At 43.5% G+C, this 18131-nt stretch carries 9 protein-coding genes; 2 read left to right on the top strand and 7 right to left on the bottom strand.

From position 1 onward, the window contains the following. Positions 1-102: 102 nt before the first annotated feature. The 4 genes from QT998_RS26140 to QT998_RS26125 form a co-directional block, all read right to left on the bottom strand. A complete protein-coding gene (locus QT998_RS26140) occupies positions 103-372 on the bottom strand; it encodes a hypothetical protein (RefSeq protein ID WP_442922003.1) in 270 nt (89 codons plus the stop codon). Next, entirely contained in the window at positions 335-3730 is a 3396-nt protein-coding gene (locus QT998_RS26135; protein ID WP_333118709.1) for an ATP-binding protein, read from the bottom strand. Before QT998_RS26135 ends, QT998_RS26140 begins: the two co-directional genes overlap by 38 nt. A gap of 357 nt (positions 3731-4087) precedes the next feature. Next, positions 4088-7363, bottom strand: a complete 3276-nt coding sequence (locus QT998_RS26130) for a response regulator (RefSeq protein ID WP_333118713.1) — start codon at positions 7361-7363, stop codon at positions 4088-4090. 115 nt (positions 7364-7478) lie between these two features. Then, positions 7479-8447 (bottom strand): aliphatic sulfonate ABC transporter substrate-binding protein, encoded by a 969-nt coding sequence (locus QT998_RS26125; RefSeq protein WP_333093362.1) that lies wholly within the window; start codon positions 8445-8447, stop codon positions 7479-7481. 279 nt (positions 8448-8726) lie between these two features. Here QT998_RS26125 and QT998_RS26120 point away from each other — a divergent pair, with 279 nt between their 5' ends. Beyond that, a complete protein-coding gene (locus tag QT998_RS26120) occupies positions 8727-9026 on the top strand; it encodes a DUF7734 family protein (protein ID WP_333093361.1) in 300 nt (99 codons plus the stop codon). A 94-nt stretch (positions 9027-9120) separates the two neighbouring features. Here QT998_RS26120 and atpC read toward each other — a convergent pair whose 3' ends face one another. From atpC to QT998_RS26105, 3 genes are all read right to left on the bottom strand, one after another. After that, entirely contained in the window at positions 9121-9528 is a 408-nt protein-coding gene (atpC, locus tag QT998_RS26115) for an ATP synthase F1 subunit epsilon (protein WP_194070332.1), read from the bottom strand. A gap of 184 nt (positions 9529-9712) precedes the next feature. Next, entirely contained in the window at positions 9713-11170 is a 1458-nt protein-coding gene (gene atpD / locus QT998_RS26110; RefSeq protein ID WP_333093360.1) for a F0F1 ATP synthase subunit beta, read from the bottom strand. Positions 11171-11295: 125 nt separating this feature from the next. Next, entirely contained in the window at positions 11296-12096 is an 801-nt protein-coding gene (locus QT998_RS26105) for a PEP-CTERM sorting domain-containing protein (protein WP_333093359.1), read from the bottom strand. Between the two features lie 1212 nt (positions 12097-13308). Here QT998_RS26105 and QT998_RS26100 point away from each other — a divergent pair. Next, positions 13309-18131 (top strand): beta strand repeat-containing protein (locus tag QT998_RS26100; protein ID WP_333218191.1); only part of this gene is annotated, 4823 nt, incomplete at its 3' end.

The raw sequence follows: 18131 nt of genomic DNA, 5'->3' as shown, positions 1-18131 counted from the left end.
AATCCGTGTTGCACAATGATGTCCTGGAAATTCACATAATTAGGTTCTGCATCGAGGAATGTTGAATCAAGTCTGTCCTCTACCCTCTTCCTTCTTTTCACCCTAAGCGAAGCCCTTATAGCCTTCTTCCTTCTTCCTGATGACATTGGACGGAAAGCTCGGCGGGGACAGCACTAACAACCAACAACTAACCACTAACAACCAACAACTAACAACTAATAACCAACAACTAACAACTAATAACCAACAACCAACAACTAATAACCAATAACCAATAACTAAGAACCAATAACCAATAACCAATAACCAATAACTTCTTCCTTCAAAAAACACCCTATTTTTCCCTCGAAATTTCCACCCCAGACCACCCATCCGGCGCTCCATACATTCGATATTTGCGAGAGCGTTTAAAATACAGCATTGCTACCCGATCGTCAGGATTAATTTGTAAAATATTCTCAAATATTTTTTGGGCAGCAACAAATTTTTGCTGGTAGTAAAAATTGAGAGCTTCTTGAAAAAATTCCGCAGTTTGCTGCTTGAGTACAATGCTTTTCTCTGTTTCTGTATCATAAATTTCAAACACTGACACAGCATTGGTTTTTCCTTTCACCGTTACGCGATCGACAAATCGGTACTTATATTTTTCAGGCTCCTCTAGGCGAGCAATAATTGCACCACTAACTAGAATTCTTGCGCCATAAATCTTAGTCAATCCTTCCAAACGAGACGCGAGATTCACCGCATCAGCAATCACCGTACTTTCCATCCGTTCTCGCTCGCCAATTGTACCCAGCATCAAATTTCCCGCGTGCAAACCAATGCCGATCGCGATCGGAAACAAGCCATTTTTTTCGCGCTCCTGGTTAAAAATATTCACTTCTTCTTGCATATCAATTGCTGCTCGTATACCATCGTCAGGAGATGTAGAAAACAAAGCCATAACTGCATCTCCAATATATTTGTCAATAAACCCATTATTTCTCCTAATTGCAGGGCTAACTTTTCCTAAATAACTATTAATAAATGCAAAATTTTCTGGCGGTGTCATCATTTCTGAAAGCGACGTAAACGAGCGAATATCAGCAAACAGCACTGTCATATCTCTTTCCTGATTGTCGCCTAATTTTACTTCAATAATACTCGGTTTTTCCAGCAAACTCAGAAAATCTTGTGGCACAAACCTGCCGTAAGCTGCATTCAGCTTTGCCAAACGAATTTGCGTATTAATTCTCGCCAACAACTCCTTTTTGATAAAAGGTTTAGTTACATAATCATTGGCTTCTAAATTAAAAGCTTCTACCAAGTCGGCAGTTTGATTTTTTGCTGTCAGCATCAGAATCGGCATTTCTAAAGGCGAGTAATTTTTGCGAACTTCTCTGCACACTTCATAACCAGTCATCTGCGGCATCATTACGTCCAGTAAAATTAAGTCTGGCTTAAATCCTGATTCAATCAGATTTAAGGCTTCTAAGCCGTTGCTAGCTTGAGTGATGGCGTAGTTTTCTAAAGAAAGATTATTAGTTATAACCTGAATATTAATGGGTTCATCATCGACTACCAAAATTTTTATTCTTTGGTTTTCTGGGAAGTTGCTATTGGCTGACAAGCCAGAATTTATGATAGATGATTGCTGGGCTAATTCAGGAGTTGTTAAAATGCGAGATTCCTGGGTTAAAGGCGGCTGTTTGCTGCTAAATTCCGGCTGAGTTTCAGATACAGGCAAAGTAAAGATAAATTGGGAACCGATGCCTACAGTGGAAGATACGGAAATTGTACCTCCGTGCAATTCTACTAATTGCTTGGCCACAGCTAACCCTAAACCAGTGCCGCCATATTCTCTAGCAGTGGAACCATCAGCTTGTTCAAAGGATTCAAAAATTCGCTCTAATTTATCTTCGGGGATGCCAATGCCGGTGTCGGATACAGTAATGGCTAATTGGGAATTAAGCGGTGATTGTTCGTTGCAATTTACTAATTCTGCTGAAATTTCAACTGTGCCATTTTCGGTAAATTTAATCGCATTGCCGATTAAGTTGTAAAGGATTTGCTCTAACCGATTTTCGTCGGCTGCTATGGGCGGCAATTCGGGATCGATTGAATTAATCAACTGTAAGTTTTTTTGATTTGCTAAGGGCTGAGATAAGGTAATAATTACAGAGACTATTTCTCTCACACCAACGGATTTAATTTGTAGTTCTATGGTTTTGTGTTTTAGCTGAGAAAAATCTAAAATATCGTTAATTAAGGTAGACAATCTTTTTCCCGAAGCTGAAATCAAACCTAAGTTAAAATTTGTTGAGTCTGGGAGTTTTCCGGTAGCACCGTCTATTAAAGATTCTGCAATCCCAATAATGCCGTTGAGTGGAGTGCGGAGTTCGTGGGAAGTATTTGCTAAGAATTCGTCTTTCAGTTTGTCCAGTCGCTCTAATTCGCTATTTTTAGTTTCTAAGGCTGTAAAGGATGCTTGTAGTTGTGCTGCCATGCTGTTAAAAGCAGCGGCAAGTATGCCTAACTCGTCGGCACGATCGAGCTTGACAGTTTTGTCAAATTGTCCTTCAGACAACGCTATTGCTGCATCTTTTAATTTTAAAATAGGTTGGCTAATCCACCGAGAAGTGATAAATCCTATCATAGTAGTCATCACTAATGCGGCCAGACATAGCAATATTGTAGTTCTGTTTCCGGCATGAATTTGTTCCATAAAGTCAGCTTCGGGAACTACGACGACAATCAGCCAATCTAAACTTTTGCCGTCTTGGAATGGTAGGACTTTTAAAAATTGTGGCTTGCCGTTTATTTCAAAACTTAGTTGCTGCGATTTGGTGATTTGGCGCAAGTTTTGAAAGTGTGTTTCTAAATATTTAGCTGTATTTTGTGTGACTGGATCGCTGCTTTCTGTGACTTTAAACAGTTCTTTTTTACCGTTTTGGGTGCGGAAAGGTTGTTCCGGTGTGGAAGTTGCCAGCAGCGTACCGTTTCTTTCGATAATAAAAGTTTGACCGGATTTACCTATTTTGAGGCTGTTTAAAAATTGACCGATACTGTCGATACGCAAAGCAGCAATTAATACTCCTTCTAGCTCTTTCTGGCTGTTATAAACTGGTTGCAAAGCGCTAAGGATCAATGTGGGTTCTAGGAAGGATATATAAACTGAACTCCAAGTTGATTTTGCTGTTAGAGCCGCATAGGTGTAGGAAGGATGCTGTCGGATGTCGAAGTTTTTGACGTTGGCTACTACTGTCGTGCGATCGCCCGAATCATTAGTATTGTAGGAATAAAAAACAAAATTTGTAGAGGGCCCGGATGCGTTAATCAATAAAGTTCCATCCGATGTCTTTTCGCCAGTGCGGTATTCTCCATCTCGATTGGCGATCGACGTAAAATTAATATAAGGATACAACTGTACTTGCCGCCACAGATACTTTTCCCAAGCTGACAAATCTTGCATATTAACAAAACCCAGTTTCACCGCATCCAGCTTGCTTTGATTCATTTGGTGGGGAGTTTGTAAATAAGTTACCAAATTTTGCTCAATGCGATTGCTCACCTCCCCCATCAACTGATCGGCAAGGTCGTTTACTGCTCTTTGAGAGTTCTTAAATGATAAATATCCGACAATTCCCACCGCTGCAAATACTTGCAAGACAAACGGAACTATCAGCACAGTTTGCAGGGTCGATTTTCCTGAAATTTTGGCAATTAAGTGCTTGATATAAAGAGTTGACATAATATTAATTTAGCTTGAAAGACACAGTTAATAATCGGAGGGAATCTGCTTCGCTATTAAGTATTGTAAACTATTCTGTACTTGAATAAAAGTTACGCAACGAACGACAGATTCTTGGTGTATTCCTGAATAGTTGTCAAACCTGTGACTTTTCAGATTAACCCAGTTGATTTCTCACATAGCTTTCAGCAGGAGATTCGAGTTTGAAGTCAAAAGCACCGCTAAAAGCCTATCTTCCAGGAAAATTCCCAATTTTATATCCGAATACTTTGACCTGAATGTATTATGACCGAGACCCGGTACAAAAAACCAGATAAAAATATAAAAATTTCTGCCCTCAGCTTAATGATACTTTTACTACTTTTCATCCAAAGCTTCTATCCCCGACCATCCTTCTGGCACTCCATACATCCGATTTTTGAGAGAACGCTGGCAGTAGATTGCTGCTAACTTATCTTGAGGATTTGTTTCGCAAATCTTCTTAAATAATTTTTGGGCTTTAGTAAAATTTTGCTCAAAATAAAGCTCCAAACCTTTTTCAAAAGCGGCCGCAGTTTCTTGTTTTAGTTCAATACTATGTTGTGTTTCTGCGTCATAAATTTCAAACACCGCAACGACAGATTTTTTACCTTTGACTGTGACGCGATCGACAAATCGGTACATATATTGTTCTCGATCGCCCAAACGCTCTAAAATTGACTCAGTAACTAGAATTCCCGAGCCGTAAACCTTAGTCAATCCTTCCAAACGAGAAGCGAGATTCACCGCATCAGCAATCACCGTACTTTCCATCCGTTCTTGCTCGCCAATCGTACCCAGCATTAAAGTGCCCGCGTGCAAACCGATGCCGATCGCGATCGGTGCGTAATTGCTTAGTTGTCGGTGCTGGTTATAAATAATCACTTGTTTCTGCATTTCCACCGCCGCCCGAACAGCATCATCTGCAGACTCAGGAAATAGCGCCATAATCGCATCGCCGATATATTTATCAATAAAACCTTGGTGAGCGCGAATAACCGGACTCACTCGGCTGAGGTAGCTGTTGATAAAATTAAAATTTTCTTGGGGAGTCATCGCTTCGGAGATAGTCGTAAAAGAGCGAATATCAGAAAACAAAACAGTCATTTCCTTCTGAATTTGATCGCCTAGTTCGACATCAATAATACTTTCGTGTCCCAAGAAACGAAGAAAATCGTGGGGGACAAATCTACCGTAAGCTGCATTGATTTTTGCCAGACGGATATGAGTTTTAATTCTGGCTAACAATTCATTTTTGACAAACGGTTTAGTTAAAAAATCATTTGCTCCTGCATTGAAACCTTGCACTAAATCAGATACTTGATTTTGGGCTGTTAGCATCACGATTGGCACTTCGATCGCCGTGAATTTCTCCCGTATTTTCTCGCAAACTTCGTAACCAGTCATCCGCGGCATCATGATATCTAGCAAGATTAAATCTGGCTTGTAGCCTGTGTCTACAAGAGCTAAAGCTTCTTTACCGCTGCTAGCTTCGGCGATGGCATAGTTTTCCCGAAGTAAATTGTTAACCAATACCTGAATATTCACAGGTTCGTCATCTACAATCAAGATTTTCACTAAACTGTTTTCTTGCTGGCATCGCTCCTCGATGCAACTGTTATTATTAAAAGTTATTTCTGCCGCTTCATTTGTGATTAAATTGCGCTCGTTAGTTGTGGAAACCCAACACTCCAGCACCGTATCTGGCAACTGCTGGTTATCGATATACTGATTTTGAGAAACTGGCAAACTAAAGGTAAACTGCGAACCAATACCTAGTTCTGAAGATACGTTAATTTCGCCGCCGTGCAGCTCGACTAACTGCTTGGTAATTGCCAAACCTAAACCGCTTCCTCCGTATTCTCTAGCAGTGGAACCGTCTGCTTGTTCAAAAAGTTCAAAAATGCTTTCTAATTTATCTTCAGCAATGCCAATCCCGCTATCGGATACAGTAATTTGCAGTTTTGACCTGACAATTAAAGATTGAAGCTGGCTAGTTACTGAACTTTCTAGATCAAAAAAATCTGGCAAATTCAAAGATATGGCATTTGCCGAAATTTCTACAGTACCAGTGTCGGTAAATTTAATCGCATTTCCGATTAAGTTATACAGAATTTGTTGCACCCGATTTTCATCGGCATCCACTAGGGGAATGTCGGGATTTACTGAATTAATCAACTGCAAGTTTTTTGTACCAATTAGCGGTTGAGAAAGAGTCATTACGATATCGACAATTTCTCGGATGCCGACGGGCTTTATTTGCAGTTCAATGTTTTTGTGTCTCAGCTTCGAGAAATCAAGAATGTCGTTGATGAGATTGGACAGTCTTCTACCGCTAGATGCAATAATTTCTAGATTGGAAATAGTTGGTTGTGGCAATTGTCCTGTAGCGCCGTCTATTAAAGATTCTGTTAAACCGATAATGCCGTTAAGTGGAGTGCGGAGTTCGTGAGAAGTGTTGGCTAAAAATTCGTCTTTTAATTGATCTAGTCGCTGCAATTGGGCATTTTGATCCTCTAGTTTTGTGAAAGATACTTGCAATTGACTTGCCATGATGTTGAAAGCATCAGCTAATTTTCCTAGTTCGTTAGATGCCACAATATCTACCCGAGTTTCCAACATTCCGCTAGTCATTTTAGTAGCTGCGGATGTGAGGGCTTTCAAGGGATTTGCGATCGATCGAGCAAAAGCAACTCCCAAGCCCGCAGCGGCGAGGGCGCTGGCGATTGTAACTGCACCCATGACGGCTACGAGCGATCGCAGGGGAGCATAAGCTTCGGCTGTAGGTAGCTCTACCACCACCATCCACTGCACCTGGCGGACGATCGCCCCCGTGCCCATGACTTCTTCCCCGCGCCAGCCTCGATAAACGATCGGAGATTGCATCCCCGAAGCCAAAGCTAATTTGAATAACTTTCCCACAAACGATCGCCCGCTCAAATCTTCCAGTAAATACGGATTAATCTTGCTTCCCGTTTCCGAAATCACCACCGATCTGTTATCCAAAACATAGCTATATCCCGTTTTTCCTACTTGCGATCGGGAAACAATTTGAGTTAAAAAATTTAGACTAACTCTGGCAAATAATACTCCAGCAATTCTATTTTTACTGTCGCGAATTGGGACTGATAAATTAACAACATTTACGGCTGTTTTGAAATCGACATCTACTGGACTAACATAATTTTGACCCTGCCTAAATGTACGCCAAAATATCGGTGAATCTGCCGAAATACCTGCTAAACTCAAGCTAGAAATAGAAAATGGTTCGTAAGGCGAAATTGCCTGTACGACTTGACCTTGACTGTTAAAAATCCCCGCAACTTCGTAGGCGCTGTTGCTGTTCACCAATCCTTCGAGAAGACTGCGCTGAGTTTCAGCATTAAATTCTGTTAAACCGCGCAATTCTGACAAATAATTGAGTTGGCGCTGCAAGTTATCCAGATAAGCGCTAATTTGGACAGCAGCAGCTTGCGATCGCTCGAACTGAAGTTGTTTTGTCTGTTTTATCTGTTCCCGAAAGCTGAGGTAAGCTAACGTACTTCCCGCCATCAATACGCTAGCTACAACAATCGAGACAAAACCGTAACGCAGTTGATTGGCAATTGAGGACATTTGATTTTGCCAGTTAACAGTTTGAACTCACTCTATAGGATACACCTAATTTCATTTTTCATACTTGATAAATCGCCGCCTTTGATTTATCGATACCTTTGCCTAACTTCTGGTTTTATAGATCTAATCTTTGTTTCCAGATAGCATCTTCAATCCAAATGCGATCGGGAAGTAGTCCCAAGCGAAAGAAAATCTCAGAAATCCGCTGCTGTTCTTCAACAGCGCTGTCTTGAATTGGCAGCAAATCGTAGCTCCGACTTTGAGTTAGTATTCTAGCTGTTGTTCTTTTTATTCCCCTTCGAGCGCTGATAAATCTCGCTGCTCGTTCGGGATTCCTAGTTATCCAAACAGCCATTTTTCGCGTTTCTCCCATAACTATTTTAACAATATCGGGAAAGTCGCTAGCAAAAGAGCGACTTGCCAAATAGAAGTTTCTGTCATTGATTAGCCCGTCGCTATCTGTCAAGAAATTAACAGGCATAGTTTCCTGTAACTGAGCGAGAAACGGCTGCCAAATCGCCCAAGCATCAACCTCGCCCCTCACAAATGCTTCCCGAGCTTTTGCCGGCAGCAAATCGACAAATTCGGCATCTTTTAACTGCAAACCGCCTTGAGTTAAGGCCCGAATTAACAAATAGTGACCGGCCGTTTTCTTAGTTGCTGCTATTTTCTTACCTTTGAGATCCGCCAAAGTCCGAATAGGAGAATCTTGAGGAACTACGATCCCAATGCTTCCCGGTAAAGCTGAATCATTAGCAATATAAACAAAAGGTACGCCGTCTGATTGAGCAAAAATTGGTGGCGCAACTCCTGCATAACCGAGATCGATGTTTCCTTTTCCTATTGCTGCTAAAATTGGCGGCCCTGCGGCAAATTCCGTCCATTCTACAGACCACCCAATTTCTGCTAAACGGGTTTCCAAAGAGCCTTTAGCTTTGAGATAAAACAGCGCTCCGAAACGCTGATGCCCGATTCTGACAACTTTTGTTAAGTTTGAAGGTGCATTTTGGGTTTTGGCTGTAGAGTTATTTATGACTTCTGACTTGCAACTTGCCACAGTTAAAGTCAAGCAAACAACTAGCACAAATAGCAGTGAATATCCCCAAGAAAAGCACCCTTTAAGATGTTTTTTACTGAAATATGATAGTTGAATTTTAGTCTTTGTGTGGATCATAAACTATCGTATAAGTAGTTTGGCAGGATAAAAAAAATCTCGTTTTTTTAAATCCTATTTATATTGTGTCTGCTTACTTCCGGCTGTTAAAAAATGTCTAGTTAAAAATAAAATTTTGGCGGTGTGTCCCTGAAATTAGCCGCAAAATTAAGCTATATTATAGCTAATTTGTTTAAAGTGATAGGTGCTATGGCTGACTCTAGGGATCGCCGCTTGGAACAGTACACGGTAAAAAGATCTGATGAAGTTTTAATTGTCAAGGTCGAAATTGACGGCGAATTCGACGAAATTGCTATTTTTAAAGGCTTTTCTAGCTCCTTGGTGCGATCGACTGCTTTCGATCCAGAGGTTCCTGTTTTACCGGAGGAAGCAAAAATTGTGAGTGTCGATCGCGTGGAGAGTCCGTACAATCCAAATAACCCCCGCTATCTTCAGCAAGGGTTATCTTGGGAAACAATGCAATCGCTATTGTTAGAGGCTGGAGTTTAGCTCTGGCCGCAGGGAAAAAACTTAGAAAAACAGCAGGGACACAACATTGTTGTGTCCCTACTACAAAAGCCGTGTTCCTACCCGCGCGCGATCGCTAAAGCGTACCGCCGGCAGCTTGGAAACGAGCTCGCGCGCGTTTGATTGCTTGCTTAGCTTGAATTTGCTCTTGCAAATTGCCGCTAGCCGACTTTTCCAAACGAGCTTCTGCTTCGGTGTAAGCCTTGCGAGCATCTTCTTTGTCGATCGTTTCGCCTTTTTCAGCGCCATTGACCAGAATAGTAACCTGGTTTTCTTGGATTTCTGCAAAGCCGCCCATCAGAGCAATAGACACCCATTCCTTACCGGGACGGACGCGCATCACTCCGGTATCCAAAGCAGTCAACATCGGAGCGTGACCGCTCAAAATACCCAATTGGCCTGTGGTACTAGGCAAAATTACTTCTTCAGCATTAGAATCCCAAACAGTTTTGTCTGGGGCCACTACGCGCACAGTTAATGTCATAAAGTATCAGTTGTCAGTTGGCAGTTGGCAGTTGTCAGTTGTCAGTTGTCAGTTGCCAGTTGTCAGTTGCCAGTTGCCAGTTGTCAGTTGTTACCAATAACCAATAACAAATAACAAATAACTACTGACTACTGACTACTTGACTAATGACAACTGACTAATGACTACTGACTGATGACTAAAATTACTTAGCCTCAGCTTTCATTTTTTCAGCTTTGGCGATCGCCTCATTGATATCGCCAACCAAATAGAAAGCTTGTTCCGGCAGCTCATCAAGTTCGCCAGCCAAAATCATTTGGAAGCCCTTAATGGTATCAGCCAGCTTGACGTACTTACCGGGGGAACCGGTGAACACTTCCGCCACAAAGAACGGTTGAGACAAGAACCGTTCAATTTTGCGAGCGCGAGAAACAGTCAAGCGGTCATCTTCCGACAGCTCGTCCAAACCCAAAATCGCAATAATATCTTGCAATTCCTTGTAGCGTTGCAGAATAGACTGCACCTGACGCGCCACACCATAGTGTTCTTCGCCTACAATGCTAACTTGCAACATTGTGGAGGTAGACTCCAGCGGATCGACAGCCGGATAAATACCCTTGGCAGCCAAACCGCGAGACAACAAAGTTGTAGCGTCCAAGTGAGCAAAAGTCGTAGCCGGCGCTGGATCAGTGAAGTCATCCGCAGGTACGTACACAGCTTGAACCGAAGTAATCGAACCTTCGGTAGTCGAAGTAATCCGTTCTTGCAAGTCGCCCATGTCTGTACCGAGAGTCGGCTGATATCCCACAGCCGAAGGCATCCGACCCAAAAGAGCCGATACCTCAGAGCCCGCTTGCACGAACCGGAAGATATTGTCAATGAACAACAGCACGTCTTGCTTGCTGACATCGCGGAAGTATTCGGCCATCGCTAGAGCCGACAGACCCACGCGCATCCGAGCACCGGGAGGCTCGTTCATTTGACCGTATACTAGGGCAATTTTCGACTTGCTGCGGTCTTTTTCGTCAATAACCCCAGACTCGATCATTTCCTTGTAAAGGTCATTACCTTCACGGGTACGCTCGCCCACACCGCCAAACACGGACACGCCGCCGTGAGCCTTAGCGATGTTGTTCACGAGTTCCATCATGATCACGGTTTTGCCAACGCCTGCGCCGCCGAACAAACCGATTTTGCCACCACGACGGTAGGGAGCCAGGAGGTCGATGACCTTGATCCCAGTTTCAAACACCGAAGGTTTGGTTTCCAGTTCGGTGAAAGCCGGCGGCTGGCGGTGAATGGGCATACTTTCGGAAGTATTGACCGGGCCGAGGTTGTCTACGGGTTCGCCGATGACATTAAAAATGCGGCCGAGAGTTGGGAGTCCGACTGGAACTTGGATCGCTTCCCCGGTATCTATTACTTCCATACCGCGCATTAAGCCGTCGGTGGTACTCATGGAAACTGCACGCACTTGGCTGTCTCCGAGCAGTTGCTGAACTTCGCAGGTAACAGAAATGTCTTGACCTGCTTCGTTTTTGCCGGCGATCGTAATAGCGTTATAGATTTGGGGCAGTTTGCCGCCTGGGAATTTGACGTCTACAACTGGCCCGATGATTTGGGTGATGTAGCCTACGTTCGTTTTTGTTGCGGTGGATACCATGAATAGTGCCTTTGTTAGGATGCTATTTTTCCCATTGTGGAAAAAGTCTTAACATTTAGAAATGCTATTTCTCACAGTACCACTGAACAGACTCACTATTTAGATTTGTCTGGGCTGGTTAAAAGTCATTTTTCTGGTTGCTGCTGTCGCTTTTTTTTCCCGCGAGCCGCAGCCAAAGCCCCGAGCCCCAGTATAGTGCCGAACATCGTGACTGGTTCGGGAGCTACCTCGGCTGAAATGATGAAGTCTTGGAAGTCAGCGTCGTTTCCTCCTCCAGCATCGTCGAAGGAGATTTTTGCGCCCTGAACCAGTTGGGCCAATGTCAGCAATGAATATTGCTCTGGGCCTTTACCGCCGTTGACGTTGGCAAATGAGTCGCTGGAGTTGTAGTCGAGCTTAAAGTCGCCAAATACCGCTTGTTGACAACCCGTCAGCACACAGTCATCTCTCCGAAACTGGGTGTTGGCAGCAAACCAGTCGGGGCTGTTCATGAAGGTGCTTGAGGAGACATACTGCTCTAATGGTTTGCCGGTGCCGCTGTCACTCCACAGCAGCAGGGCATAAGTTTGATTTCCCAAAAATTTGAAGGTTTGGGTGATGGAGCCGTTGTCAGATGTGACAGCGTTGCCGAAGCTTCCCTTCGATTCATCGGCTGCGCCGTTATCTGAGGGTTGAAGCTCGTAAAACAGTTTGGCGATGTTGGTGTATCCTGTGTTTCCTGACTGAGCTTGGGCTACCCACAAGTTGGACTGGTAACTGCCGTGTGATTCGTTGAAGGTAAAGTTTATGCTTGTATCTTCATCGAATTGGATGCCATTTGTGCCAAACATGAAAGCTTGGACGGGCGTGCAGATGCTGAGCAAGATTGTGGTTGCCAAGCTGGCGATGGTAAAAGATGTTTTTTTGACTAGCGTTAAGGTAGTCATAACCCTGATTCCTCCAATGTTGTTAGGTAGTAAGGCGGGAAACGCACTTTTCCCGTGATGGGGAAGAGACGATCGCCCCTTATGCGATATTTAGGACGATGGCCATAGCTGCGAAACTTTACAGCAGTGACTCTACAGACTGATATCACTTAGGTGTGTCCTGATATTAAATCAGTGTTTGTAATTCTAAGAGTTTTCACTGACACTAGGGTGCCACACTTGAATCTATAACAGCAAGATTTTAATCGCATCTCCATTTCCAACCTACTACATTTATTTTGATCCGCAAGACTCTAAAACTAACTGTAATACTTGCAAATATTAGGTTACATCAAAAATATTCTGTATTTTTGATGTAAGCTTTATAAAGTTTTGGTAAAGTCAATCAAAAAAATATAAAGTTTACGATCGAAGCTCGGCTGTTCGACCAGCGCTCGAAGCGGGATGCAAGCTGTTATAAGGTGTGCAGAAGAGTGGGGAGGCGACTGCGAGTAGGGATTGGAGCGTGTTTTTTGCTGCTTTCAGCAAGTGGCGGTTACAGGCGATCGATACTTGCGTATTTTTGCTTAATATACTGAGTGATTTTTTACTCCTAATTATCGGATTCTGCTTCGTATTTTTACCAGGAGTCCCGAACGCATCAACCCGGTTTTTTAAGGTAATGGCGTGTGTCGATTTTCCATTTTTCGATTTGAGATGCTTCGACTTACTTCGACTTCGCGAGCGTACAAGTCGCGAGCGTACAAGTTTGAGATTTACAAAGGCAGATGAATCTAGGAGTTTGAACTTGAATCTAAAATTTTGAGCTTTCCAAGACAGGAGTACATGACACGGTATCTGTTTTTGTGGGCTGTCATAGAAGTAGTGAAAGCGGAAACAATAAAACCCAGTTTTATTACAGGTTTCTGAGTGCTATTAAAAAACTGTTTCTACGTAAATTCTAGTAATTAAATACATACATTCTTTCCTATTATAATTATTAGAGAATAAAAAATATTGCTATCCTATTGACATGAGTAGTTTTTAGTAGTAAAAATAGGAGATATAGATCGATAGTCCGCACAGTTTTTGGTACAGCGACCCAAAGCTACATTCTACCGTTAAAATTTTACCGAGTGAGGAAGCTCTCACTCGCCTTCTACCGTTGGTGATTTAAAAGTGTATGGACTATTGATAAATACGATCGCACTTTAAACAAAATATTTAAGCACAATGACAACCAACAAACTACATTTGCTCGGATGGTTATTCATTGTTGGCTGGCTGAGTGCCGGGGCTATGGGTTCGGCAAACGCGCAACCCATCACCCCGGCACCGGATGGTACTAACACAGTTGTTACTCCCAACGGCAACCGCTACGACATTTCCGGGGGGTCTTTCAGCGGAAATAAGGCTAATCTTTTTCACAGTTTTACTCAGTTTGGCCTCAGCGAAGGTCAAACGGCTAACTTTCTGACTAATCCCAATATTCAAAATATTCTGGGGCGGATTACTGGGGGAAATCCTTCTTTAATCAATGGCTTAATTCAAGTTACGGGCGGCAATTCCAATTTATTTTTGATGAATCCTGCGGGCATGATTTTCGGGCCAAATGCCAGCCTCAACGTGCCGGGATCTTTTAATGCTACTACGGCGACAGGGATTGGTTTTGGGAACAATCAGTGGTTTAGTGCGATCGGCAATAACAATTGGGCAACTTTAATTGGGATGCCGAATAGTTTTGCGTTTACAAATTTCCCAGGGGGAAGCATTGTTAATGCAGGCAATTTGACGGTGGCACCAGGTCAAAGTTTAAGTTTGATCGGCGGGACGGTTGTCAATACCGGTCAGCTAACTGCGCCTAGCGGCAATATTCTCATCAGCGCTGTACCTGGTAACAATTTGGTGCGAATTAGTCAAGCTGGAAATTTATTGAGCTTGGATATTCAGCCGACAGCAACTCAAAGTTCGCTGCCGAACAATTGGACGCAACCGGTGTTATCTTTGCCGGAGTTGCTGACTGGAAAAGGTGTGGCACAGGCAACGGGTTTGACGGTAAATCCTAATGGGGAAGTTGTGTTGACGGCGAATGTTGCAGTGCCGGTAACTGCGGGAACTGCGATCGCCTCTGGTAATGTCAATGTTTCTGGTAACACTGGCGGTACTGTAAATATTTTAGGCGACAAAGTAGGAGTTATTGCTGGCAATATCGATGCTTCTGGGATTAACGGCGCAGGTAATGTACTGATTGGTGGAGATTATCAGGGTTTGGGGACTGTACCCAATGCTCTAAGAACTTATGTGAGCAATGATGCTATTATTAATGCCGATGCTTTGCTTGACGGTAATGGCGGACGAGTAATAGTTTGGGCAGATGAAACTACTCGCTTTTTTGGTAACATTTCTGCACGAGGCGGCATTAATTCAGGTAATGGCGGTTTTGCAGAAGTTAGTGGTAAAAATTATTTAGATTATCAAGGTTTTGCTGACTTGCGAGCCCCTAACGGTATAACCGGTACATTACTATTAGATCCAACGGATATTGAAATTAGGAATGCAGCCAGCAGTGCTTCAATGAGTGCAACTAGCCCATTTCAAGATAACGGGAGTTTAGGAACTTCGATTTTAGATCGCAACGTTTTGCAGACACAGTTGGGTTCAGGTAATGTAATTGTGACGACAAACTCATTCTTTGGTGGTCCCCCTCTGGGAGGGACGATTACAGTATTCGATTCTATTACTTGGAATAGCGGTTTTTCCCTAACATTGCAAGCGAATAACAATATTACTGTCAATCAACCTATTACCAATTCTGGGAATGGGGCGATCGCATTGAATGCTAGTAATGCAATATCAGTCAATGCCAACCTTTCCACTGACGGCGGCAATATTACCCTCACCAGTGGGGGTGATATCAACACTTCTGCCAGCACTCTGAAGTCCAGTTTACCATCATCACAGGCGGGAGCGATCGCCCTCTCAACTTCTGGTGGCAACATTATTACTGGCAATCTGAATTCCAATGGCAGCGGTTTTATAGGTACGGGAGGTAATATTACCCTCTCTGTTACTGGAGGTACAGGTTTCATTAACACCAGTGGTGGAACTTTGGATTCCCGTTACTCCGTAGGAGGAGCAGGGGGAGCGATCGCTCTCTCAACTGTTGGGGGTAACATTACTACTGGCAATCTGAATTCCAGTACGGGCGGAGGAGGAGGAAATATTACCCTCTCTATTGCTGCAGGAAATGGTGACATCAACACCAGTGCTGGTTTTCTGAATTCCAGTTCCTCTTTAGGAACTGGGGGTGCGATCGCCCTTTCAACTGCTGGTGGTGGTAACATTACCACTGCTGATGTAATTTCCTATTCCCCCAATACAGGTAATGGAGGAAATATCACCATTTCTGTCACCGGAGGAACCGGTGCAATTAATACCACTGCCGGTACACTTCTTGATTCCTCTTCTCAGTTAGGAAATGCTGGAGCGATCGCGATTTCAACTGCTGGTGGTAACATTTCTAGTGGAAATGCGAATGCCTTTACATCAGGTACAGGTACGGGAGGGAATATCACCTTCTCTGTTACTGGAGGTACAGGTTCCATTAACACCGGATATCTGCATTCAAATTCCTCTGCAAACAATGGGGGAGCGATCGCCCTCTCAACTACTGGTGGTGGTAACATTTCCACTGGTAGTATATGGTCATTTGCAGCATCAGGTGCAGGTAATGCAGGAAACATCCTCCTCTCTGTCACCGGCGGAAATGGTTCTATCAATACCAGTGTTGGAGATATCTATTCCACTTCTGTGGCCGGAAATGGAGGTGCGATCGCCATTTCAACTGCTGGTAGTAATATTACTACTGGTGTTATGAATTCTTCCTCATCAGGTGCAGGTACGGGAGGTAACATCACCCTCACTGCCGGAGGACCAGGCGCGATCGACACTACTCCTGGAAATGTGGATGCCACTTCCACTTCAGGAAATGGGGGAGCGATCGCCATTTCAACTGCTAATGGTAACATTACTAATGGCGATCTGATTACCGGTTCCTCCGGTGTAGGTAATGGAGGGAACATTACCCTTTCTGTCACCGGAGGAACAGGCGCAATTAACACTACTGCGGGACTGGTAGATGCCACTTCCAATGCAGGAAATGGGGGAGCGATCGCCTTCTCAACTGGTGGTGGTAACATTACCACTGGAGGCACCAATTCCTTTTCATCAGGCACAGGTACGGCAGGAAATATTACCCTATCTGTCACCGGAGGAACAGGCGCAATTAACACCACTGGTGGAAATGTGTATTCCTCTTCCATTTCAGGAAATGGAGGGCCGATTGCCTTAACTGCGCCAGGGGGAATTACAACAGGCTTTCTTGAGTCTAATACCACTTCAACTTCTAGCAGCAGCACCGCTGGCCAGATTACCTTCAATTCTGGTACAAACAATACGACAATTAGCGGCGATATTGATGCCTCAGCCACCGCAGGTAGTGGTGGCAATATTACTTTCCAATCACCCGTTATCCTCACTCAACCAACTATTACCCTGACAACATCAGGAACTACCAGCAGCGGCAATCTCGCCTTTAATAGCACCCTTGATGGCACTACAGCCAACACTGAAACTTTATTAGTCAATGCAGGTGCAGGCAACGTCACATTTACAGGCGCAATTGGTAGTATTACATCATTACAAAACATCAACGCCAACAGTACAGCAACCACTACATTTAATGCCGTCAATGCCGCGAGTTTAACCACCAACACTGGCGGCACAACTGAACTAAAAGGCAATGTCGCTACCATCGGCAGTCAAACTTATGGAGATGCTGTCACAATTGCCACTAATCCGATTATTTCAGGCAGTAGCGTTACTTTCAATAATACTGTTGATGCCAATAACATTGGCAGCGACTTAACTGTAAATGGGGGTGCAGGTAATATTACATTCAATGGTGCAGTTGGCAATACCAAGGCATTAGGAAATATTACTGCTAACTCTACAGGAATAACCGCATTTAATCAAACAGTCAATGCCGCGAGTTTGACTACAGATGCCGGGGGCACAACTCAACTTAATGGCAATGTCGCTACCATCGGCAGTCAAACTTATGGAGATGCTGTCACAATTGCCACTAATCCGATTATTTCAGGCAGTAGCGTTACTTTCAATAATACTGTTGATGCCAATAACATTGGCAGCGACTTAACTGTAAATGGGGGTGCAGGTAATATTACATTCAATGGTGCAGTTGGCAATACCAAGGCATTAGGAAATATTACTGCTAACTCTACAGGAATAACCGCATTTAATCAAACAGTCGATGGCGTGAGTTTAACCACCAACACTGGCGGCACAACTGAACTAAAAGGCAATGTCGCTACCATCGGCAGTCAAACTTATGGAGATGCTGTCACAATTGCCACTAATCCGATTATTTCAGGCAGTAGCGTTACTTTCAATAATACTGTTGATGCCAATAACATTGGCAGCGACTTAACTGTAAATGGGGGTGCAGGTAATATTACATTCAATGGTGCAGTTGGCAATACCAAGGCATTAGGAAATATTACTGCTAACTCTACAGGAATAACTGCATTTAATCAAACAGTCGATGGCGTGAGTTTAACCACCAACACTGGCGGCACAACTGAACTAAAAGGCAATGTCGCTACCATCGGCAGTCAAACTTATGGAGATGCTGTCACAATTGCCACTAATCCGATTATTTCAGGCAGTAGCGTTACTTTCAATAATACTGTTGATGCCAATAACATTGGCAGCGACTTAACTGTAAATGGGGGTGCAGGTAATATTACATTCAATGGTGCAGTTGGCAATACCAAGGCATTAGGAAATATTACTGCTAACTCTACAGGAATAACTGCATTTAATCAAACAGTCAATGCCGCGAGTTTAACCACCAACACTGGCGGCACAACTCAACTTAATGGTAATGTGACTACAACTGGCAGTCAAACTTATGGAGATGCTGTCACAATTGCCACTAATCCGATTATTTCAGGCAGTAGCGTTACTTTCAATAA

This window comes from Microcoleus sp. S1D4, assembly GCF_036700765.1.
Taxonomy (GTDB): domain Bacteria; phylum Cyanobacteriota; class Cyanobacteriia; order Cyanobacteriales; family Microcoleaceae; genus Microcoleus.
The sequence above is the reverse complement of the archived record's forward strand: the minus strand, read 5'-3'. Positions and strand labels throughout refer to the sequence as shown.